The following is a 22304-nucleotide window of genomic DNA, read 5'->3' as shown; positions in this document are numbered from 1 at the left end:
GAGAAATCAGCGGCAGAGGTGTAACCAACGCCGCTGATTACATTGTCCTAACGGATAGCGAAGCAACGAGTATTGACCCATGCCCTCTCTATTTGGCTAAAATCTTATTGGCAAGCTCAACAGCATCGTCCGCAGTTTCCGCCCATCCATCCGCACCGATCTCATCAGCCCATACCTGGCTGGTGGGGCCGCCGCCTACCAACACTTTATAGCTGTCTCTTAAATTCTTCTCTTTCAGATATTCGATCAGTTCTTTTTGCTTGATCATGGTAGTGGTCAGCAAGGCGCTGGCTCCGATGATATCTGCTCCTACTTCCTGAGCCTTAGCCACAAAGCCTTCCGCTTTGATGTCTGTACCAAGGTCAATTACTTTATATCCTGCCGCTGTAAACATAGCGCCCGTTATATTTTTACCGATATCGTGGATATCTCCTTCCACAGTGCCCAGGACGATTTTACCCTTGGATTCCCCTTCACTCATTCCTTTCTTAGCAATTTCCGGCTCCAGGATAGCTAAACCAACTTTCATCGCTTCAGCCGACATCATGACATCCGGTAAGAACATCTCCCCTTCTTTCCATGCTGTGCCCACAACCTCAATTCCCTTGACCAGACCCGACTGAACTGTATCCACCAAATCAAGATCTTCATCGACAGCCTTTTGGGAAAGTTCTGCTACGATATCTTCATCTCCGTCAATAATCGCTTGTCTCAGTTCATCCAATAAACTCACGATAATTCCTCCTGTCATTTTTCATTATTACGTACTTGTTATTCTTCTCCAACTTCCTTACCCCGCTGGGCAATGAAGGCCTGAAGTTTTGCATCTACCTCTGGATCCAAGGCAGGAGGCACATAATCGGCCAGAATCTGCTGCCAGCGGGTATGAGCGCGCTGCTTCGCTTCCAACTTGTCTTTTGCCCAGGTATCATAGGCGCTTCGATCACTGAGGGTGGGGGTATAGAACTCCCGCTTATGGTTTTTGCGCGTATGCTTCTGGGTCAGGAAATGCCCCCCGGGCCCTACTTTCTCTATCACGTCAAAAGCCATGCCGTCTTCGTCAAAGGTATAGCCCTTCATATAGTGGAGAAGCATACCGGCAATTTCATCATCCATGATGAATTTCTCATAAGACATCGCCATGAAATATTGGAGAATTCCTGCTGTATGGAGAACAAAGTTAACACCGGTCAGATTAGCTGCCATCAGCGTCATCATGGACTCGTAACCGGCTTGGGCATCCACGGTCTTAGAGTCGTTCAGCCCGCCGCCGGAACGGCTGGGTACTCCATAAAAACGGGCCAACTGAGCACTTGCTGAGATAAAGAGAGCGCATTCGGGACTGCCGATGGCAAGACTGCCGCTGCGCATATCGCTTAAAGCGGAAGTAGAACCATAAATAACAGGGGTTCCCGGGTTAATGCTTTGTGCTAAAGAGATTCCGGCTAAAACCTCGGCATTCTGCAAGGACAAGGTGCCTGCCAAAGCTGCAGGCCCGGTAGATCCGGCCATAACCAGAGAAGCTATGATCACAGCCTGACCTGCTTCCGCATAAGCCATCAAGGCTCCCAGCATTCTTTCGTCATATTTCAGAGGTGTTAAGGAGTTAATCAAGGAAACCAAGACCGGTTTTTCTTTAATCACATCTTTGCCGCCGAAGAGGATAGCAGCTATTTCAACGGAATCTTCCGCCCTTTCTTTTCCTTCGGCACTTCCCATAAAGCACTTATCCGAGTTTTTAATCGAACTGTAAAGCATCTGTAAATGACGAACGCCATCAGGAATGTCCTGAGGTTCTGCCATGGTGCCGCCGGAAAGATGCATATTTTTGCTGGCTCCGGCTAGTTTGGCGAAGTTCTCGTAATCCTGCAAGGTGGTTTTACGCCGGCTGCCATCCAATTCGTAAATGAAGGGGGCTCCATAACCAGGCATAAAGACAATATTATCGCCGCCGATCACTACATTGTTTTCGGGGTTGCGGGCATGAAGGGTAAACTCTGCTGGTGCAGATTTGAGTTTGGACTCCACAAATTCACGGGTCAAATAGACTCTCTTTCCTTCGACCTTTTGCCCCTCCCGGCGAAAAACCTCTAAAGCCGGTTCGTACTCAAACTCAATACCGATTTCTTCAAGGATCTTCATGGTGTTTTCGTGAATTTTTTGAACTTGGTCCTCGGTCAGGATATTGTACTTAGGTAACAATTGACCCACCCCTTTTTTGAAATTTTTACATCAAATTAAGTTAAGTCAAGAAAATAGTTTTAGAAAATCTTGAGCAAAGGATGCTCTGTGGTTCCCAGCTTAACTCCGCTCAGCTTGTTGTTATAGGCAATCATGGCATCTGTGGTTGCTATAGCGCGATAAACCCAGGGAGCGTTCATCATGGGACCATAGAGAATGAAATCGGCACCTTGTGTGATCGGATAAGTGAAGACCGCAGCTCCAGCAACTTCGAAGAAAGGTGTTCCTTTGGAACGCATTTTCTTCCAGAGATAGACTGCATTGGATGGTGCGCAGCCACCGGGATAACCGAACTGCTCTTTGACTACATTGATCGCTTCCGTCGTCCAGCTTGAACTAGCCACATCCAACACTCCCGGATCGACAAGGAATTGCTCTACGCCGGCCCGTTTAGCCGCCGCAATCAGTCCCTCTTTATCGTCCTTGCCCTGGAGAAGATCGATTCTGGCGTTGGGTTTTAAAGCCTTCTTACTAAAAGCCAGGATGACTGCCGTCTTGATTCCCGCTTCTTTGATGGCGGCAAGTTCTTCTTCGGTGTAATGCTCTTCGATGGAATTATAGATCAGTCTTTTCTGGATCTCGGGGTCCTTGCCCAGGTTTTTTAAAGTTCCTACCCGAACCTCCGGGCTGATACTATCCAAGAGGAAGGGAGCCGTGGTGTTTTCTAAAATAAATTCTACGTATTTTGTAAGGGCTTCAACAGATTCTCCCAAGACATCAATGATAAATGGATTACCTGTTTCCGCGCTTAATTCAGCTTCCTGATCCAGCAAAGCTTTGGCTGCGTCTTTGTCGAAAATTCCCTTTTGGCCATCTGAGACAATCTTATGGCCCCGATAAAAAATACTGCCGATGAGCACTGTTGGATATTCTCCCGGCTGACCACCAACCTTAACCCCGTTGATGTCGTAAACATGTTGTTGAACAGTAAATTTGAACATCTGACTTCCTCCTATGCAAAATGTTTTTTGTTCTTGTCAAAATAATGTGTTGTTTGGCCCTCCTTATTTTCCGTCTATTCTAACAATTCTGATGCATTGAATATATCAAAAATAAATCGCCTAATAAATAATGCATTTCTGCTTATTTTAACGCTATCCTATCATAATCATCAACTTGAGTTTGAAGACTAAAAAAAGCTGTTGCTCAACAAACGTCACCGTTCATTTTGCAACAGCTTTATCCTACATCCATGTCACTTAAACCGGAGAGATAGCCCAAGGTTCTCGCTTTAAGACCTTCCTGGAGGCTAACCTACTTCACAACGACATTGACCAGCTTACCCGGCACCGTTACGATCTTAAGGATCTGTTTGCCTTGAGTCCATTCCCCAAGCCTGGGCAGCTGCCGGACCTGTGCTTCCAATTCCGCCGCGGAAATCTGGGCCGGAACCTGAATCCGATCCTTAACCTTCCCATTGATCTGCAGGACCACAGTGACCTCTTCCTGGACCAGAGCCTCTTCATCCATTTGCGGCCACTCCCGGCTATGGATGCTGTCCTCATGGCCCAATTCACTCCAGATTTCTTCCGTAATATGGGGTGCAAAGGGCGCCAGCAGGATGAGAATGCTCTCCAAGGCTTCCCGGGCCACCGCCAAATTCACCTGGGGCTGTTCTTTGTACAGATAAAGGGCATTGACCAGTTCCATAATGGCACTGACGGCTGTGTTGAAGTTGAAGCGTGCTCCCACATCCGAAGTAACTCTTTGAATGGTTTGGTGGGTTTGACGGCGCATGTCCTTGGCAGCTTTGTCCAGCTCTCCAAAATCATTGGCTCCCGTCTCTGAGGCCTTTTCTTTTAGGACTTCTTCGTATTGAGCCGCCAGACGCCACACCCGGTTGAGGAAGCGGTAGCACCCTTCCACCCCTTGGTCGCTCCATTCCAAATCCCGCTCCGGCGGAGCTGCGAAGAGGATGAAGAGGCGGGCCGTATCGGCACCATATTTAGAAATAATTTCTTCAGGACTTACCACATTACCCTTGGATTTGGACATTTTAGCCCCGCCCAGGCAAACCATCCCCTGAGTAAGCAGGTTAGCAAAGGGCTCATCGACTTTAAGATAGCCAAAATCCCGCAGGGCCTTAGTAAAGAAACGCGAGTACAGCAAATGGAGAATAGCATGCTCTACTCCGCCTACATATTGATCCACATTCATCCAGTGATCCGCAGCTTCTTTGGCGAAGGGGAGCTGAGCATTGTGAGGATCAGTATAGCGGAGGAAATACCAGGAGGAGCACATAAAGGTGTCCATAGTGTCTGTTTCACGACGGGCCTTACCGCCACAGGTGGGACAGGTGGTTTGTTTAAAGCTTTCCGAGGTGGTTAATGGATTTTCCCCCGCTTTAAAGACTACATCATCCGGGAGCATGACAGGGAGTTGGTCCTGAGGTACGGGAACAATTCCGCAATGATCGCAATAAATCATGGGAATAGGAGCTCCCCAGTAACGCTGACGGGAAATAAGCCAGTCACGGAGGCGGAAATTGACTTTCCGTTCTCCAAAGCCATCCTGCTCAGCTTTATCACACATCTTCTCCCAGGCTTCCATATTCTTGAGAGCATCATACTCGCCGGAATTCACCATAATTCCTTCTTCAACAAAAGCTGCTTGAAGAGGAGCATCCTTTTCCTCCACAGGAGTTCCCTCAGGAAGAATAACCGTCTTAATGGGAAGCTTATACTTCCCGGCGAACTCAAAGTCCCTTTCATCATGGGCCGGTACACCCATAACCGCTCCCGTTCCGTATTCAAAAAGAACATAGTTAGCGATCCAGATGGGTACTTTTTCCCCGCTATAGGGGTTAATGCAGTAGGCTCCGGTAAACAGGCCTTCTTTTTCGGTTTCGGTGGAGGTCCGGGCGATTTCATTCAGCCCCTTCATCCGTTCGATAAAGACTTGCACGTCGTTTTCGTATTCCGTACCGGCAATCAGCTTTTGCACCAAAGGATGCTCCGGCGCCAGCACCACATAACTTACGCCGAAAATCGTATCCACCCGGGTGGTATAGACCCGAATTTTATCCTCGTGGTTCTCCAGGTCGAATTCCACTTCGGCTCCTTCAGAACGGCCGATCCAGTTTTTTTGCATGGTCTTCACTTTATCAGGCCAGCCGGGGAGCTTTTCCAGATCGTCCAAAAGCACTTGAGCATAGTCCGTAATCTTAAAGAACCACTGCTCCAGATCTTTTTTGGTCACGGCAGTGTCACAGCGTTCACAGGCTCCATCCACCACCTGCTCGTTGGCAAGAACAGTGGCACAGGAAGGACACCAGTTGACGCCAGCTTTTTTCTTATACACCAAGCCATGTTTGTAAAACTCTAAAAAGACCCATTGCGTGAACTTGTAATAGTCAGGATGACAGGTCGTAACCTCCCGATCCCAGTCATAGGAGATTCCCATTTCTTGAAGCTGCCTTTTCATATTGGCGATATTTTTCCAAGTCCACTCAGACGGCGGCGTTTGATTCTTAATGGCCGCATTTTCTGCCGGCAACCCAAAGGAATCCCAACCGATAGGATGCAGAACATTGTAACCCCTCATCCGCTTAAAGCGGGCGATGACATCCACTATAGAATAATTCCGGACATGTCCCATATGCAGATTGCCGGAAGGGTAAGGAAACATCGCTAAAGCATAGAATTTGGGTTTATCAGAATGCTCTTCGGCTTGATAATCTTTTCTGTCCACCCATTTCTTTTGCCATTTAGGTTCAATCTCTGAAAAAAGATACTTCTCTTGCACTGTAATTTTCCCCCTTAAAAATAGAGCCTAATTGTAAAACGGGTTAAAGTTTCCCTTTAAAAACAAAACTCCCGTCCCCTAAAGGGACGAGAGCATACTCCCGCGGTACCACCCAATTTCAACAGCACTTCATCGATGGTAACGGCTCGCACCGGCACTCATTATTACCTGAGCACAGCTCCAGGGCGAGCGCTTACCAAAGTCTCACAGCAACTCTCACCGACCGTTGCCTCTCTGAAATGAGGTTGTTTGGGCTTATTCCCCTTCATTGCTTTTCGCAAGTTTCCTATATAATAATCCAAGATTCGGCATCATGTCAACTATCAAGAGCTGATCACCGGCGCGTCTCCCCAGAGCCGCTCAAGGTTGTAGAATTCCCGCTGGTCCGGAGTCATAACATGAATTACCAAGTCTCCGCAATCCACAAGAACCCATTTGGCCTCCTGCAGCCCTTCCACTCTTAAAATAGTCACTCCCAATTCGGGGAGCTTCTCGGAGAGGTTATCAGTGATCGCCTTAACTTGAGTGGTGGAATTTCCGGTTGTGATCAAGAAATAATCTGTGACCATGGAAATCCCTTTGAGGTCAAGCAGAATGGTCTCCCGGCCTTTTTTGTCTTCAACAAGGTTTACTGCGCCATGCAATTGCTTATCTGTCAGCAAATTTTTGCCTCCTTTTTAAATCTTCATAGGTAAGCAGTGTTTGAGGATGGATGCTCCGCTTACTTTTACGCAAATAATTTAAAGTATGTTCAACACACATCAGTGTACCATTCTCAAGATTATCATACAAGGATTGTCGTAGTTTGTCTACATCGGGAAAAGAACGCTGAGGTTCCGTTAGATCAGCACTATAAATTAGCATCTCCAGGCTTTCCATTCCCGGAGCTCCTAAAGTGTGATGAGCTATAGCCGCCAATACTTCCTGATCCTTGTAGCCATATTCACACTCCAGCCAGTAAGCTGCCAGAGGACCATGGAGACTATGAGGATTGTCTTCGTCCTCAGGATAGCGAATTAAATTCCACTCTTTCGCCATAGCTATCTGTTGCGTAAAATCAATTTCTTTCTTAAGGTCATGCAAATAGGCAGCAATCTGAGCCCTCACGCCATCCACCTGGTGCTTTATGGCCAGCTCCTGAGCCCACCGGACAACTCCCAAGGTATGACTAAACCGCTTCTTTGACATGGAACTGTAAGCTAAATTGTAGGCTTCCTGAATATCCAAAATCACCAGAACCTACTTTCCAAATATATGCTAAAGAAAACCCGGCTTCACCACGAAGACACTGTCTTCGCACATGTTGCTTTAAACCCATGCTTGCCAATGAGGTGAAGTCGCCGGTTGCACTTATGCTTAAAAGTATATAGCGCAAGCTTATACTTTCTGACAGTGCGAGAAGACCCTTCTGACCTTTTGGGCAAGAGGGTCTTCCAGAACTATGATTTTTACATCTGCTGTTTAGGTCTTGCCTCATTGACCGTTAAAGGCCGGCCGCCGAAATCCTTCCCATTAAGGTCTTCCGCCATACGTGCCGCATCCTCATCTTCAACCTCTACAAAACCAAAACCTCGTGAGCGCCCTGTCTCACGATCCGTAATGATACGACTGCTTATCACTTGACCATACTGGCCAAAGAAAGAGTTGAGATCTTCAGATGTAGTGTTCCAGGGTAAATTTCCGACATAAAGGGTTGCCATATTTGCTGTCACCTCTTGCTTATTGGATTCGAATTTAGTATGAGCAAAAGCTCCAGAACTATACTTACCTGATTTTGTAATCCACAAACCAAACTATAACGCTAAACTATAAAACTAAGCCCTATACAAATCTGCCTCTTCAATATAAAGACGAACGGATTCAGGAAGCAAATAGCGAATGGGCTTCCCTTCTTTGACCCGGGAACGTATATCGGTGGAAGATATGGCTAAAGCAGGCACATCGAAAAGATGCATATGAGGCAGAAATTCCGGATAATCCCGTTTCAATTCTTCAAGAAACTCATGAGGGTCAAATCCAGGGCGGGAAGCCCCGATGAAATGGCTGAGGGATAAAACAGACTGCACCTCTCTCCAGGTGAAAATCTCGCGAAATGCATCTGCTCCCGTAATAAAATACAGCTCATGCTGCGGATAAAGCTCATGCATATCCTTAAGGGTATCCACAGTATAGGAATAACCTTCACGGAGGATTTCCAGATCAGAGACTTCAAAAAATCTGTTATCCCGAACAGCACGTTTGACCATTTCATAGCGATCCCCGGGAGAGGTTACCCTACGGCCAACTTTATGGGGAGGATTACCGGTGGGGATAAAAATCACTTTCTCCAAGGCAAATTCATGGCGGGCCATTTCGGCCGCCACCAGATGACCATAATGCAAGGGATCAAAGGTCCCTCCCATAATCCCTATTCTTTTGGGTGGAGCATTAATGTTCATAGCCTTTGCTTCCTCGACTGCTTACTGCTTTCATACCTATTATAGCACCTTATCCTTTGCGAAGATAAGGCTTATCGCGGCAGGTCGATCATGGGCTTCTTCTTCGACTCACGATAGAGCAGAAAATTTCTCCCAATGACCTGAACCAACTCTGCAGAGGTGCGTTCCGCCAATTCTGCGGCCGCGCTTTGTACATCTTCCATGCTGTTGGGGAGCACTCTCCCTTTAATTAACTCCCGGGCTTCCAGAGTCTCATCGGCTTGTGCTATGACAGCTTCTGTGACTCCTCCTTTACCAATCTGTAAGATAGGATCCATCTCATTGCCCATGGAGCGTAAAAAACCTTTTTGTTTTCCGGTCAACACCGCAAAACCTCCTAACTTATCTTCTCACCTTTTCTTACTCTTCCCACTCGAACTCTATCCCAGCAATCTGAACCTTATCTCCCACTTTTATACCTTCATCCAGCAAAGCGCGTTCAATTCCCATAGCCTTGAGGATATTCTGGAAGCGATAAAGTCCATCCTCCCTCTCGAACATAGTCATCTGCACATGTTTCTCAACTTCCTTACCGGAGACAACAAAGAAATCCCCTTCACGGGTCAGTTCAAAGCGATGCGGAGCTGACGCTTGGGTCAGTTTATGCTGTTCCTCATCCCGTACGAAGATCTGGGGTGCAGGAATTTCCGGCAACGCTTTCGCGGCAGCATAAACCAATTCCTTTAGTCCTTCCCCTGTAGCTGCAGATACCGGGAAAATACGGTAGGCTTCCCCCAGCTTCTCTGCCAGGCGCTGCAGATTTTCCTCCGCACCGGGAATATCCATTTTATTGGCCACGATCAAGATCGGGCGATTAGCCAGCTCCTGACTATATTGGCGAAGCTCTCCCGTAATAATTTGAAAATCTTCCAGGGGATCCCGCTCCTCAGAGCCTGCAATATCCAGGACATGAAGAATCAGACGGGTTCTTTCCGTATGTCTGAGAAATTCATGACCCAGTCCGGCTCCGGTGTGAGCCCCTTCAATCAGCCCAGGAATATCCGCCACCACGAAACTTTCCCCATCCTCCAGCTCAACTACCCCAAGATTAGGCACCAGCGTAGTAAAATGATAATCCGCAATCTTGGGCTTAGCCGCAGAGATTCGGGAAATGATCGTCGACTTGCCTACATTAGGAAATCCCACCAGTCCCACATCGGCCAAAAGCTTCAGCTCCAGAAGGAGATTCCGTTCCTCTCCCGGTTCGCCATTTTCTGCTACAGTGGGAGCTTTATTGGTATTGCTCATAAAACGGGCATTACCGCGACCGCCTCTGCCGCCATTGGCAACGACAACTTTTTGTCCATGCTCAATCAAGTCGGCAAGGATTTCCCCTGTGTCTGCATCTTTAACAACGGTACCTACGGGAATGCGGACACTCATATCTTCCCCGCTCTTCCCGTGCATATTCTTTCCCTGTCCATGTTCCCCGCGATCAGCCTTATAATGGCGTTTGTAGCGGAAATCCACCAAAGTCCTGAGTCCTTCATCGGCGACAAATATGACCTTGCCGCCCCGCCCCCCATCGCCACCGCTGGGGCCACCCTCAGGAACGTATTTTTCACGGCGGAATGCCACAGCCCCGGCTCCGCCGTCTCCACCTTTAACATAAATTTTTGCCTGATCGTAAAACATGCACTATCCCCTTCTGATCCCTAAGCCGATCAACTATTGTGCTATAAATTCCTGTTCAGAGTCTTTATAGCAGCAGCTCTGTTTCCATACCACCTTATCGTCATCAAGCAAAAATAAACTGCAAAGAGCTTCGCCAGTTCCTAATTTGATTTCAACGACAGGCTCCTCTAACCCTTTATAACGCTTAAAAACTGCCTTCACACATTCTTTAGTGTACCCGTATAAGACTTCTCCATATTCCTCTTGCCAAAATTCTTGCCAAAAGCGCTCTTTTTTCAAGGCACTATCGAGCTGAACTTCAACCCAAAGACCTTCCTTGCGCAGCTCCACAACCAAACCCAGCAAGATAGCACCGACAATCTCCTGAGGAATCTGCCCGATATCTTGCTCAGCTTCCAAGCCACTGATCCCCTCCTGCATATAAAGCAAAGCTCGATCCGCCTTGCCCAACTGCAGATAGCCCTTGATGACTTGCCAGTGATTAAAAAAGTCGTGGCGCTGCAGCCGGTAGTGGTCCAATTGTTCTGTCAGAAGAGTTCGTTCTAAGGAGGATTTACCAGGCACTGTCTTCAATCCTTTCTGGGGCTTATTCCGCATATAGCACATAACACAAAACCCCCGGGATTCTCCCAGGGGTGCGATTGTGATTTCCTTTAAGCTTGAGCAGCCTGGCGCTCAGGATAAATGCTAACTTGTTTGCGGCTACGGTCTTTACGCTCGAATTTAACATAGCCATCGATGGTTGCAAAGAGGGTGTCATCCTTACCCAAACCACAGTTCTTGCCAGGATGAAACTTCGTTCCCCGTTGACGAACGATAATGTTCCCCGCGGTAACGAATTGACCGTCTCCACGCTTTACGCCCAGACGTTGAGCATTACTGTCACGACCATTTCGAGAACTACCTACCCCTTTTTTATGGGCAAATAATTGCAGATTCATTTTTAACATGGAGTCCACCTCCTCCGATTAATTTTCACATATTGCTCACCATAGTTCTGTTGAATTCCTTCAACCCCTAAAACCATGGTTCCTAAAATCCATTGGGCATGATCCAGTGTCCCAGGCTCACATTCAGGGAGAGTACAGCTTAAAAACCCTTGCGGGTCGTCCACTTCAACCTCCGGTTTACATGGAAGATAACATTCCAAGCCGTTGACCGCTGAGATACTCAACGCAGATACGGCGGCACAGACAATATCCAATCCGTACTCGGCATATCCTGCGTGCCCACACAATTCAAACTTGCGAATCCGTTGGTTGTCATCCAACCAAAGATTCAAAGTAATACCCTGATGTTTCATCTTATGCTTGGATAGCTTCAACCACTACTTTAGTGTAGGGTTGACGATGTCCTTGTTTACGGCGATAGTTCTTTTTGGATTTAAACTTGAAAACAATTATCTTTTCGCCTTTACCATGCTCAACAACTTTGAGAAGAGCTTTGGCACCATCGACAACCGGGGTACCAACTTTAACAGCACCATCTTTCTCTACCAAGAGAACTTTATCGATGGTCACGGTATCTCCCACGTTGGCATTAAGCTTTTCCACGAAGAGGACCTTGCCTTCTTCAACACGGAATTGCTTACCTCCTGTTTCAATCACTGCGTACATTATTTACACCTCCCATGCCTAGACTCGCCTTGTCAGGCCGGTTTGTTTCAATCTCCTTGCAAAAAAGAAATTATGACACAAAAACCTGTTAAAATGCCTGTTTCGCGCGGTTGCGGTGAGAAGTCACCACATTTAGATATTTTAGCACTAAGTGCTCTATGCTGTCAATTGCTTCTAAGCTTTCCCATGTTTTTTTATTATTATTTTTTGATTCGGCACCATTTATATTTATATCTTTCCGAAGCCATCGCAATGGGGACAGGGATGTCCATACCTTACCTCGAGGGTTTGTCCGACTTTTTTGCGCGTCATTTCCACCAATCCCAATTGAGTCAGACCCATCACCTGACATTTCAGTTTATCCCGTGCTACCGCCTTTTCCAGCACCTGCAAAAGCTGCTCTTTATCTTCCTCTGAAGTCATATCGATAAAATCAACAACGATGATCCCGCCCAAATTCCGCAAACGCAGTTGTCTGGCAATCTCAAGAGCCGCTTCTTGATTGATGTGCAGGATGGTATCCTGAAGTGATTTATCCCCCACATATTTACCGGTATTCACGTCGATAACTGTCAAGGCTTCAGTTTGTTGAATAACCAAATACCCGCCGCTTTTCAGCCATACCTTAGGCTGGAGAGCCTGGCGGATCTTATCATCAATGCCGTAATCCGAGAAGATATCCTCTTTATAAACCAATTGCACATGGTTCGCAGCCGGATGGCCTAACTCCCGTAAAGCGTTGCGCATCCCCTCTGCAACGTCGGGTTGATTAACGGTAATGATTTTTACTTCCTGATCCACCCAATCCCGGATCGCCCGGGAGACCAGATCTACATCCTGATGAACCAAACCAGGTATGGACACGTAAGGGATTTTTTTCTCCAAGCGATCCCACAAAGCTACAAGTTCTCTGAAGTCAGCGGCAAGCTCCTTGGCCTCAATTCCCTTAGCCAAGGTCCGGACGATGATTCCTTTGTCTTCCGGGCAGGCTTCACGGGCTATCTCCCGCAGCCGCGTTCTCTCTGCTTCTTCCGTAATCTTTCGCGAAACACCTATATATTTAGTGTTTGGCATCAGGACAGCATAACGGCCGGGGATGGTGAGATTGGTCGTGATTCTTGCTCCTTTGGAACCTACCGGTTCTTTGGTGACCTGAGCCAGCAGCTCCTGGCGGGGCTTGAGCACCTGCTCCACCCGCAGTTCATTTGACGGGGGAAGTTTCTCATCTTCCTCATACTGAAATGGCAAGGCATCTCCCACATAAAGGTAAGCATTCTTGTCCAAGCCAATGTCGACGAATGCCGCCTGCATACCCGGCAACACATTGATAACCCGCCCCCGGTAGATATTGCCAACCACTCGGGAAATTAAGCCTTCCTCTTCATGAACCTCAACCAGTTCTCCATCCTCCAGCACTGCTGCCCGCATTCTTTGGGCCTGACCCTGCAGAACAATCTCTTTCACGGGTGGTTCCTCACTTCCCGAAGGCCTCATCCAAGGGAGAGAACTTTTGCCCTTCGTAGCTTACATAAATTCCTGTGCGCTTAATGCGAAGATGCTCCAAATCCAAGGGGAGATTTTCCAAATCGCCAAGACTTCCCAGAACTTCCTCCGGTCGGACACTGCCCTGGTTTCCCACTTCAACTTCGATGTCAAAGATGGCCTCATCGCCCTGGATCTTGCCTGCCAATACTTTAACCCAGGGTCTTATATCTTTTTCAACTCTGCCCTTCTTACTATAACGTATATAGGGCACTTGCTGTCTCGCCAGCCAAGCTTCGATACCCTCTTGCAACCGTGCTTCGCTCACAGGCAGGCCCAAAGAGGCAGTGACTTGATAACTGGCCGAATTTAATACTGCCATTAAAGCTTTGGCTGCCTGGGTTACATATCTGCCTTCAATGAGACGAATCCCCGTAGGGAGCTGCTCCTGCAAACGGCCCATGAGCTCTTTTAAATCCATTTCCTGGGCTAATTCAATATCCACATACTCCTGTTCGCCTTCGACACCCACCGCCAAAGCAGACCCAAAGGCAATCTTCGGGTGAGGATTAAACCCCTCCGAATAAGCCAGGCGGACATTTGCCCTGCGCAGGGCCCGTTCAAAAACTCTGGCCAAATCCAAATGCGCAATATATTTCGCTTCTTCCATTTTGGTATAGGCGATTCTTACCCTCAAGGTCCTCACCCTTTCAAATCAATCTGTAACCCTCGTTCAGGACAGATACCGCACCCTGTGCAATCCACATACCGGCAATCCAGTGTCCTTGACTCTTTCAACGCCTTGTGATGTTCATTCATGAGGAAACGTTTATTCACACCGCTCTCAATATGATCCCAAGGAAGTATATCGTCATAATCCATCGCCCGATGAGCGTAAAAATGAGGATCAAGCCCTAGTTCTTCTATGCACTCCAGCCATGTTTCATACTTAAAATGCTCATTCCAGCCATCGAACTTACAGCCTTTCCGGACGGCCAATTCCAAGACGTCGGCCAGGCGCCGGCCTCCTTTAGCAAAAACTGCCTCCAAATAGCTTGTTTCTACATCATGATAATTATACTTAATGCGGCGATCCCGCAACTTTTCACGCAGATACTGTTGTTTTTGTTTTAGGGAGGCCGTTCCTTCCTGGGGCTCCCATTGAAAGGGAGTATGGCTTTTGGGGACAAAGGAACTGGTGGACACCGTCACATTAACATTCCGACGGCCTAAGCGCGTTCCCAGCTCGACTACCTTTTTGGCCATAGCTACAATCCCGTCCAAATCCTCCTGAGTCTCCGTAGGCAAACCAATCATAAAGTAGAGCTTGATGCCGGACCATCCCGCTTTGAAGGCAGATTCCGCCGCATCAAGAAGATTCTCCTCGGTGACCCCTTTATTGATCACATCCCGCAAGCGTTGGGTTCCCGCTTCCGGAGCGAAAGTAAGCCCGGATTTTCTCACCTTTTGAACTTCTTCAGCCAGCTTCACATCGAAAGAATCCAAGCGCAGCGAAGGTAAGGACACACTGACTTTATCATCGCTGTACTTATCCAGGATTCCCCGAATAACCGGTTGAATACAACTGTAGTCTCCGGTGGAAAGGGAGGTTAAGGAGATTTCCTCATAGCCTGTGGACTTAACCAGCTCTTCCGCATGCCTCAGCAATGTTTCCGGCGAACGTTCACGCACCGGGCGATAGAGCATCCCCGCTTGACAAAAGCGGCAACCTCTTGAACATCCACGCATGACCTCAAGCATCATGCGATCGTGAACGATCTCCATATAAGGGACAATGGGGCTAGTGGGGAAGTAGCTTTGATCCAAATTGCGAACGATAGCCTTTTGGACTACCTTGGGTACCCGGGGATCTGCTTCTATGAACCCAATCCGTCCGTCTTCCAGGTAATGGACCTCGTAAAATTCCGGGACATAAGCCCCCTCCACCTGAGCTACTTTTAAGAGAAACTCCTCCCGGGGAACCGGATCTTCCTTCTGCTCTTGAATTAAACGAAGCAGTTGGGGCAGAGTTTCTTCCGCCTCTCCGATCATCAGGAAATCAATAAACGGGGCGAGCGGCTCCGGGTTATAGGCACACGGACCACCGGCAATGACCCAGGGATGCTCCGGCCCCCGGTTTTTAGCTCGCAGCGGGATCCCGGCCAAATCCAGCATATTAAGGATATTGGAAAAACTCATCTCGTATTGCAAGGTAAATCCTACCACATCAAATTCCTGTAAGGGGCGGTAGGATTCCAGAGCATAGAGGGGAATATGGCCCTCCCTCATCCTATCCTCCATATCCACCCAAGGAGCAAAGACCCGTTCACATAGAAAATCCTCATAGGAGTTTACCAAATGATAGAGAATTCTCAAACCAAGATGGGACATTCCCACTTCATAGACATCCGGGAAAGCAAAAGCCATCCGAACTTTGCTATGCTCCCAATCTTTACGAATTGCATTCCACTCTGTGCCAAGATATCTGCTCGGCTTTAATACCTTGGGCAGGAAACGTTCCACCTGCTTACGAATATCTGCCGCATTATAATCGGTCATGATTAAAGCTAGTCCTCCTTGTTATGCGAGTTAGTTGGTAATTATCTATTATATCACAAAGTTGGAGGATTTGCACAAACCAAGTCGGCATAAGGTTTCGCAAAAGCAAGTTTTTTACAGCCATTATTCTAAATAACCGCCTCAAAGCTTCCCCACCGGACAATGTATCCCTTTCTTCAGCATTCCTTCCACTACTTGAGTTTCCGTTAAAGTCCGCTCAATTCCAAAAGCCTCACCTCCGGGCAGATGGATAAGTGCATAGCGGTCCGGAGTCAAATCTTCCACGATACGTATGAGAGGGGTTTCTGCCGTCACGGCGATGGCCTTGCTCTTCATAATTCCTTTATGGAGAAGTTCTTCTTTTTTACGGGTAATTTGACGTAAGAAAGTAATTCTTGCCGAGTCAATTTCCTTTTGTCCCGATACCCAAAAGAATCCGGCTAAAAGGAAGCAGGTGGCAATTCCTTCATAGATCTCTTTCCCAACCAGGACCAAACCTGCTACGGCAAGGATCAGCCCAAAGAATTGACCTGCCCGGGCCAGGAATTTCGTGGCCTGAACAAAGCCAAAGGCATCACAGAATAAGGCACGAACCACCCTTCCCCCATCCAGGGGGAGAACCGGTGTAAGATTAAAAACAGCCAGCCAGAAATTAAGCTGAACAAAGGCCTCCGCTGTGGGCCCCGTCCAGATTCCTTCCCAGCGCAAGGCCTGAGCCCCAAAAAGAAGAATAAGATTAAAGACAGGCCCGGCTAAAGCCATCATGCTTTCCTCAAGTCTCCTACCTTCAAAAAGATCCTCACAATGGGCTACTCCGCCAAAAGGATAGAGCTCCAGCCCATTAACCCTAAAACCATAAGCTTTAGCAGTCAGCAAATGCGCCAGTTCATGTCCTATGACCAGGAGGAAGATAAGAAGAGCCTGGGTAAACAATCCCAGGACCCCATAAGCAAGCAGAACCAACCAAAATGTCGGGTGAACTTTTATGCTGAGCCCTTGAATACGAGCAATCTCCATCGCTTTCTCTTCCTTTTATCTTTTTCCTTTGCCTTTTTCCTTACGGCATTCCATATTATCTCCCGCAACCTCTAGTCAACCCACTACCGCTAGTTAGCAGGAACTAAGTAGGGTAAGGGATCCACAGGTACTCCATCCTTACGAAGCTCTATATGCAGCCATGTCTTTTTTAAGGGAGCTGATAGCCCTACTGAACCCAGCACCTGACCACTATCCACCCTTTGCCCTTCGGCCACGGCAATATCTCCGAAATTGCCGAGCACTCCCGTCCAGCCATTGCCGAAGTCGAGCTTAACCACTCTTCCCAGTTGCGGATCTTCTCCCACCTGAGTCACCACCCCTTGGTAAGGCGCTACCACGGGGATACCTAAAGCACTGGCCACATCAATCCCATTGTGGAGACCGGCCTGCCCTTCCCCTGCTCCCCCAAACCCGGCCATGACTTTGCCTGATACAGGGGGAACGAATTTCCCCTGCATGGTCGCGTCCACAGCTGTGCTCTTATTTTCGATGCTCATCCCCAAAACCTGCAAAGCCATGCCATTAAGGGATGCATAATAATTGCTGCTTTGTACGGTTCCCTGATAAGCCGTATAAATCCCTTGAGACAGCATATCTTCTCCCTTGGAAGCGAAGAAAACCATTAAGAAAAATGTCACGGAAAGAGCTGCCTTTTTCTGCAGACCGGTCCATTGATACAGAGGCCCCAAGGGCTTCTTTTTTCTTGTATAGGATCGCTTCCGCGGCCGCTCCTCGTAGTTAAAGCCTCTTTCCCGGCCCACCTCCTGAGCCGCCCTTTCCCATTCCCAATCATCCCAGCGCTCATATGGATTCATGCTTTTTCCCCCGCCTTATCCAAAATCATGCTCGTACACTTGCTTAAACCTATGCAGGGAAAGCGCAGCATAGAACTGTTTTGAAAAAGCCGATTCTCCAGGGGAGGCCTCGTTTCTCCCGAGTTGGGAATAAGTAGCACGTAACTTGCTATAATTTATCCTTTCCAGTACGCTGTCCAGAAGCCTTAACGAATCATCAGCCGGGATTAATTCTCCAATATCCATGGGGAAAACCAGTTGATGTACCCTCCCGTTTGATGTATAATCTGGCCGTAAAGTGTGGTGTTCATCAACTTATAATTTACGGCAAAAGACGGCTTCTGGCATCCGCCAGTTGCCGCTTTTTGTTATATCCGAGCTGTTTTACTACGACAACCTTATTTTCTTATCTCATTTACTTATTGAAAAACTGAACGTAGTATTGGGATGTCGAGCCAGAAGCCCAGTTCGTATTAACATAGCAATTCACTGGAATCAGTGTTCCTGCAGAATTGTAATAACCGTCAATATAGATCATAGAGCCGTCCTTGAAACCGGCAAGTGCTCCTGGAAAACTCAATTTTGCACCCGCAGGGATGTCCGGTTGTCCTGCCTGTAATGAACCGTCAGACCATCTTCTAGTTAACGCGACTCTTGCTTTTACATCACATACAGTCATTCTTACTACTTGGAGATAATCATCCCAGACAAATCCTCGTACCATCCCTACGCCTACTCTTCCTGCAATTCCATCACGGTATCCGTAGGTTGTCTGGGTCATATTTGTGACCATTGCTTCATTTGGCCCCATTACCATATAGGGTTGCGTATTTGGCCCATACAAGAAATTAGTTGAACTCCGTGTTGTCCGTTGGACAAAATCACCATCATAAACCCCCGTATGCCAAGTATTATCAATCGGATCCAGGAAACTCACACTTATCACTCTTCTTTCACCATTTATATTTGCCCAGGTGCAGCACCTAGATTATCATATGGGACAATCAGCCTTTTGGTTACATTTGGTAAAGTAAAAAAAGACGACTTTGGAAATCGCCTTTAGGTGTATATAGAACCAAATCATTTTCATTGTTATGACTTCTTGCTATGATATGAACGTCAACAGCTTTTGGTTAACTTTCCGTATGTAGTTTCAGGCTATATGCTAGTAGATTCCACTTCTGTTTGCTCAGGTGTTTTAACTAATTTTATAAGCTCTGAAGAGTTAGCTAAAGCTACTCCATCTTTCTCCGCTGGTGCCGCCCCCAGAGCAGTAGAAAAAGCACCGACCTGCCCAAAGCCTGTCGGTACCTTTTCTCTGAACATAAGCCTCTGTCGCTAAAACATAAGCCTCTGTCGCCTGATATTGATACTAAGCAAAACACCAATGGCCATAAGATTGGCCCACATAGCGCTGCCTCCGTAACTAATCAAAGGGAGTGGGATTCCTGTCACCGGCATAATCCCCGAGGTCATACCTACATTGACGAGAATATGAAAGGTAAACATGGAGACGATTCCGGCTGCAACTAGCGTTCCATAAACATCTTTGGCCTTCATCCCAATATTGATCGCCCTAAGCAAAAAGATAAGGAAGCAGAATAACAAAGTAATGGTGCCGATGAAACCGAATTCCTCACCGATTACGGAAAAGATAAAGTCGGTATGATGCTCAGGCAAGAAATCGAGCTGGGCTTGCGTCCCCTGTCGATAGCCTTTTCCCCAAAATCCTCCTGAGCCGATAGCCCATATGGACTGAATAATTTGGTAACCGTCCCCGCTGATATCGGCAGCCGGATCGAGAAAAACCGTCAGGCGCTGCAGTTGATAATCATGGAGGGGTAAAGGGAGCCCCTGGGCAAACTGCAGCCATCCCGGTAGATTATCAGAAAAATGAAGCCATAGTACAACCGCTACAACAAGTGCCCCACCCACGATCAAGCCCCCGAACTTCCAGGGATTGGCGCCCGCTACAAACATCATACCGATAAAAATCGCTACAAACACCAAGGCGGTTCCTAAATCAGGCTGTTTTACAATAAGGAGCATGGGAACAAGTATATACAAAAAAGGCGGAATGAAATCCCGAAACCGATTGAGCTTTCCCTGGCGCTTAGACAAGAAATCGGCAAACGTCACAATAATAAACAATTTGGCAAATTCAGAGGGCTGAATATTTTGCGTGGACGTAATTGGGATCCAGCGCTGAGCCCCTTTTGCTTCTTCCCCGAAAGCAAAAACCGCCAACAGCAAGGCAATATTAAAAGCATAAATCCACCAGGAAAAACGCCTTAGCTTCTGATAGTCAAAGAAAGCGATGACCGTACACAATACAAGTCCGGAGGCAATCCACACCGACTGGATTTTCAGAAGGCGGAAAGGCTGTGATTCGTAGATATTATATGAAGCTGTACTCTGAATGAGGAGACTCGTGCCTAAGAGCAGAAAAACAAACAAGATAAAAAGAAAGTCGATATTCTTCAACATTCGACGGTCGAGCATAGATAAAGTACCCCTTTTTCACCACAAAATTACAACTTCCATTATAACACAAGGGGCAGTTGTGCCAAAGTCTCGGCAGCCAACTTTAAGATAAGAATGATGCTTATACACCAAAAAGTGCCGTAAGACTGTGTTTTTAACTGTCTTACGGCACTTGCCCGACTATTCACCAGAATCTCTTACCCTTTTACCCTTTGACAGAATAATCCCGTTTCATTTTTATAACAGGAATATTGGCAATCAAGGCCACTTCACGATCATCTTGATTAAGGTTGACTTCTAAAGCACTCTCGTCAATCTCCATATAATTAGAAATTACTTTGATCAAGTCTTCCTTCAATTGATTAAGCATATGTGGTGAGATAGTAGCCCGGTCATGCACGAGGACAAGCCTTAAGCGTTCTTTTGCAACGTTTTTAGAAGCGGGTTCCTTTCCTAACATTCGACTAATAAACTCTAACATGGCCTATTCCTCCTCTTGAGTGCCAAGCACTTATTTCATACCGAAGAACTTTTTCACTTTATCCATGAACCCATCTGGTGCATCGAGATTCATCAAGGGGACCTCTTCACCTTGGATTCTTCGTGTAATCCGTCGGTATGCCTCTCCAGCACGTGAGGAATGATCCATAACTGCCGGTTCGCCACGGTTGGTAGAAATGACGATGCTTTCATCATCAGGAATGACTCCCACAAGCTCAATGGCCAAAATATCGATGATATCGGAAATATCCATCATATCTCCACGTTTCACCATATGGGGACGAATCCGATTGATGATTAGGCGCGGACTGCGCAAATCAGCTGCTTCCAGAAGGCCAATAATTCTATCCGCATCACGGACGGCACTCACCTCCGGTGTGGTAACGACTACGGCACGGTCAGCACCCACTATGGCATTGCGGAAACCTTGCTCAATACCTGCCGGGCAGTCAATGATGGCATAATCAAATTCCTTTTTCAATTCGTCGCAGAGATCCTTCATTTGTTGAAGGCTTACTGCAGACTTGTCCTTGGTCTGAGCCGCCGGAAGGAGATACAAATTTTCAAAACGCTTATCTTTAATTAAAGCTTGCTTTAACCGGCATGTCCCGCTGGTCACATCGACGATATCATAAACAATGCGGTTCTCAAGTCCCATGACCACATCCAAATTGCGCAACCCGATATCCGTATCCACCAAAACTACTTTAAGCCCTTGTGCAGCAAGTCCTGTTCCGATATTTGCAGAAGTGGTCGTTTTGCCGACTCCACCTTTTCCTGAGGTTACTACAATGACTTCACCCATATTTCAACCTACCTTTCCAATATTTCCTTCATAGTTGTTAAAATCAATGGAGTCTCATACCTCTATCAATTAACGGATTACTCCTTTTCCCCTGAGTCCATTGAGCTGAATCCCTTCAACGACAAGACGGCCGTCCTTAATCCGAGCACATTCCGGGCCCCTCCATTCCTGCTCACCTTCCGGAGAACGAGTCACCAGATCGGCAATCCTCAGCTGCGTTGGTACTAAATGATAAGCAGTTACTGTTGAATTCCGATTACCCTTAGCACCTGCATGGGCAACTCCTTTTAAGGACCCAATCACAACAATATTCCCGCCGGCCACAATTTCTGCACCTGGATTCACATCGCCCAGGACGATGACATGACCGTCATACTGAATGCTGGCTCCTGAGCGCAGCGTGCGCTCCACAAACAGGCTGGGACCTTCCTCCAACCCTTCTTCCGGAATCCGCTGGAGTTCTTCCTGAACGGCCGGTGTCTTCCGGACACTGGAATAAACTTCTGCAGCCGTAAGCCACCCTTTAAGAGTAAGGCTATGCTCGGCCAGGCAGCAGGTTAGCTCTTCCTGTTGCTCCGGAGAATATTCCTTTTCCCCTCCGTAGCACCGAACCGTTGCTCCTTGAAGGAATTGGTCGGAGTCCTCCAACAGCTTTTTAAGTTCATCCATTAAAAGCGAAAAGTCTGCCTCGGGATCCAGATATAAAATGAGGCCTTCCCGAGTACCTTTTAAGGCGATATGCTCTGTCCGTGTCAACCGTTAATCCCCCAATTATTCCATGTTTTGAGGCCTCCGGTACCCTGCCTCGGTGAAAACTTGTCCAAAGCTTAAAGACGTGGAAAAATCGCGCCATTTATTGACGCTCATACTAATTCTACAGTGCTTCCCGTTTTCCCTCTCGCTTAAAGAAAAAAAACGAAGGCGAATT

Annotated in this window: 24 protein-coding genes and 2 other annotated features; all 24 genes read right to left on the bottom strand. The window is 47.3% G+C overall.

Going from position 1 to position 22304, the window contains the following annotated elements:
* Positions 1-88 precede the first annotated feature (88 nt).
* The 24 genes from mtgC to minC all read right to left on the bottom strand — a co-directional run bounded on the left by mtgC (position 89) and on the right by minC (position 22132).
* On the bottom strand, positions 89-751 hold the full coding sequence (gene mtgC / locus BUA14_RS22605) for a glycine betaine-specific corrinoid protein MtgC (RefSeq protein WP_072774686.1): 663 nt from the start codon (positions 749-751) through the stop codon (positions 89-91).
* A gap of 20 nt (positions 752-771) precedes the next feature.
* Positions 772-2211 carry a glycine betaine--corrinoid protein methyltransferase gene (mtgB, locus tag BUA14_RS22600; RefSeq protein WP_178371776.1) on the bottom strand — a complete coding sequence of 480 codons (1440 nt, stop codon included), beginning with the start codon at positions 2209-2211 and terminating at the stop codon, positions 772-774.
* Between the two features lie 50 nt (positions 2212-2261).
* Entirely contained in the window at positions 2262-3182 is a 921-nt protein-coding gene (gene mtgA / locus BUA14_RS22595; RefSeq protein WP_072774684.1) for a [methyl-Co(III) glycine betaine-specific corrinoid protein]--tetrahydrofolate methyltransferase MtgA, read from the bottom strand.
* 313 nt (positions 3183-3495) lie between these two features.
* Positions 3496-5985, bottom strand: coding sequence for a leucine--tRNA ligase (leuS, locus tag BUA14_RS22590; protein WP_072774683.1), 2490 nt, complete (start codon positions 5983-5985; stop codon positions 3496-3498).
* A 79-nt stretch (positions 5986-6064) separates the two neighbouring features.
* Positions 6065-6263 (bottom strand) — a binding site (T-box leader).
* Positions 6264-6308: 45 nt separating this feature from the next.
* On the bottom strand, positions 6309-6647 hold the full coding sequence (rsfS, locus tag BUA14_RS22585) for a ribosome silencing factor (RefSeq protein ID WP_005816526.1): 339 nt from the start codon (positions 6645-6647) through the stop codon (positions 6309-6311).
* Positions 6634-7212 carry a bis(5'-nucleosyl)-tetraphosphatase (symmetrical) YqeK gene (gene yqeK, locus BUA14_RS22580; RefSeq protein WP_072774755.1) on the bottom strand — a complete coding sequence of 193 codons (579 nt, stop codon included), beginning with the start codon at positions 7210-7212 and terminating at the stop codon, positions 6634-6636. The genes rsfS and yqeK overlap by 14 nt, the downstream gene beginning before the upstream one ends.
* Before the next feature lie 221 nt (positions 7213-7433).
* Positions 7434-7685, bottom strand: coding sequence for an RNA-binding regulator (locus BUA14_RS22575; protein WP_015945172.1), 252 nt, complete (start codon positions 7683-7685; stop codon positions 7434-7436).
* 114 nt (positions 7686-7799) lie between these two features.
* On the bottom strand, positions 7800-8423 hold the full coding sequence (nadD, locus tag BUA14_RS22570; protein WP_072774682.1) for a nicotinate-nucleotide adenylyltransferase: 624 nt from the start codon (positions 8421-8423) through the stop codon (positions 7800-7802).
* A gap of 71 nt (positions 8424-8494) precedes the next feature.
* Positions 8495-8788 carry a ribosome assembly RNA-binding protein YhbY gene (gene yhbY, locus BUA14_RS22565; RefSeq protein ID WP_072774681.1) on the bottom strand — a complete coding sequence of 98 codons (294 nt, stop codon included), beginning with the start codon at positions 8786-8788 and terminating at the stop codon, positions 8495-8497.
* Between the two features lie 34 nt (positions 8789-8822).
* The gene (obgE, locus tag BUA14_RS22560; protein ID WP_072774680.1) at positions 8823-10097 is read right to left on the bottom strand and encodes a GTPase ObgE; all 1275 of its coding nucleotides are present in this window, start codon (positions 10095-10097) and stop codon (positions 8823-8825) included.
* Positions 10098-10130: 33 nt separating this feature from the next.
* Positions 10131-10703: a Spo0B domain-containing protein gene (locus tag BUA14_RS22555; protein ID WP_072774679.1), complete on the bottom strand. Its 573-nt coding sequence runs from the start codon at positions 10701-10703 to the stop codon at positions 10131-10133.
* 47 nt (positions 10704-10750) lie between these two features.
* Complete coding sequence (gene rpmA, locus BUA14_RS22550) at positions 10751-11047, bottom strand: 50S ribosomal protein L27 (RefSeq protein WP_005816541.1); 297 nt, start codon at positions 11045-11047, stop codon at positions 10751-10753.
* Positions 11041-11400 (bottom strand): ribosomal-processing cysteine protease Prp, encoded by a 360-nt coding sequence (locus BUA14_RS22545; RefSeq protein WP_072774678.1) that lies wholly within the window; start codon positions 11398-11400, stop codon positions 11041-11043. Before BUA14_RS22545 ends, rpmA begins: the two co-directional genes overlap by 7 nt.
* Before the next feature lies 1 nt (position 11401).
* Entirely contained in the window at positions 11402-11713 is a 312-nt protein-coding gene (gene rplU, locus BUA14_RS22540) for a 50S ribosomal protein L21 (RefSeq protein WP_072774677.1), read from the bottom strand.
* Between the two features lie 10 nt (positions 11714-11723).
* Positions 11724-11835, bottom strand: a sequence feature (ribosomal protein L21 leader region).
* Positions 11836-11941: 106 nt separating this feature from the next.
* Positions 11942-13177 (bottom strand): Rne/Rng family ribonuclease, encoded by a 1236-nt coding sequence (locus BUA14_RS22535; protein WP_072774676.1) that lies wholly within the window; start codon positions 13175-13177, stop codon positions 11942-11944.
* Positions 13178-13187: 10 nt separating this feature from the next.
* A complete protein-coding gene (locus BUA14_RS22530) occupies positions 13188-13901 on the bottom strand; it encodes a TIGR03936 family radical SAM-associated protein (RefSeq protein ID WP_072774675.1) in 714 nt (237 codons plus the stop codon).
* On the bottom strand, positions 13898-15754 hold the full coding sequence (locus BUA14_RS22525; RefSeq protein ID WP_072774674.1) for a TIGR03960 family B12-binding radical SAM protein: 1857 nt from the start codon (positions 15752-15754) through the stop codon (positions 13898-13900). The genes BUA14_RS22530 and BUA14_RS22525 overlap by 4 nt, the downstream gene beginning before the upstream one ends.
* 141 nt (positions 15755-15895) lie before the next feature.
* On the bottom strand, positions 15896-16771 hold the full coding sequence (locus BUA14_RS22520) for a M50 family metallopeptidase (protein ID WP_072774673.1): 876 nt from the start codon (positions 16769-16771) through the stop codon (positions 15896-15898).
* Between the two features lie 89 nt (positions 16772-16860).
* A complete protein-coding gene (locus tag BUA14_RS22515; RefSeq protein ID WP_072774672.1) occupies positions 16861-17607 on the bottom strand; it encodes a murein hydrolase activator EnvC family protein in 747 nt (248 codons plus the stop codon).
* A 394-nt stretch (positions 17608-18001) separates the two neighbouring features.
* Complete coding sequence (locus tag BUA14_RS22505) at positions 18002-18523, bottom strand: hypothetical protein (RefSeq protein ID WP_072774670.1); 522 nt, start codon at positions 18521-18523, stop codon at positions 18002-18004.
* Between the two features lie 401 nt (positions 18524-18924).
* Complete coding sequence (gene rodA, locus BUA14_RS22500; protein ID WP_072774669.1) at positions 18925-20088, bottom strand: rod shape-determining protein RodA; 1164 nt, start codon at positions 20086-20088, stop codon at positions 18925-18927.
* Positions 20089-20275: 187 nt separating this feature from the next.
* Positions 20276-20551 (bottom strand): cell division topological specificity factor MinE, encoded by a 276-nt coding sequence (minE, locus tag BUA14_RS22495; RefSeq protein ID WP_072774668.1) that lies wholly within the window; start codon positions 20549-20551, stop codon positions 20276-20278.
* Positions 20552-20581: 30 nt separating this feature from the next.
* Positions 20582-21376 carry a septum site-determining protein MinD gene (gene minD, locus BUA14_RS22490; protein WP_072774667.1) on the bottom strand — a complete coding sequence of 265 codons (795 nt, stop codon included), beginning with the start codon at positions 21374-21376 and terminating at the stop codon, positions 20582-20584.
* Positions 21377-21445: 69 nt separating this feature from the next.
* Positions 21446-22132: a septum site-determining protein MinC gene (minC, locus tag BUA14_RS22485; protein ID WP_072774666.1), complete on the bottom strand. Its 687-nt coding sequence runs from the start codon at positions 22130-22132 to the stop codon at positions 21446-21448.
* Positions 22133-22304: the final 172 nt, after the last annotated feature.

The organism is Desulfitobacterium chlororespirans DSM 11544 (assembly GCF_900143285.1).
In the GTDB taxonomy this organism is placed as follows: domain Bacteria; phylum Bacillota; class Desulfitobacteriia; order Desulfitobacteriales; family Desulfitobacteriaceae; genus Desulfitobacterium; species Desulfitobacterium chlororespirans.
Note: the sequence above shows the minus strand (reverse complement) of the source record. Positions and strands in the feature narration are given on the sequence as shown.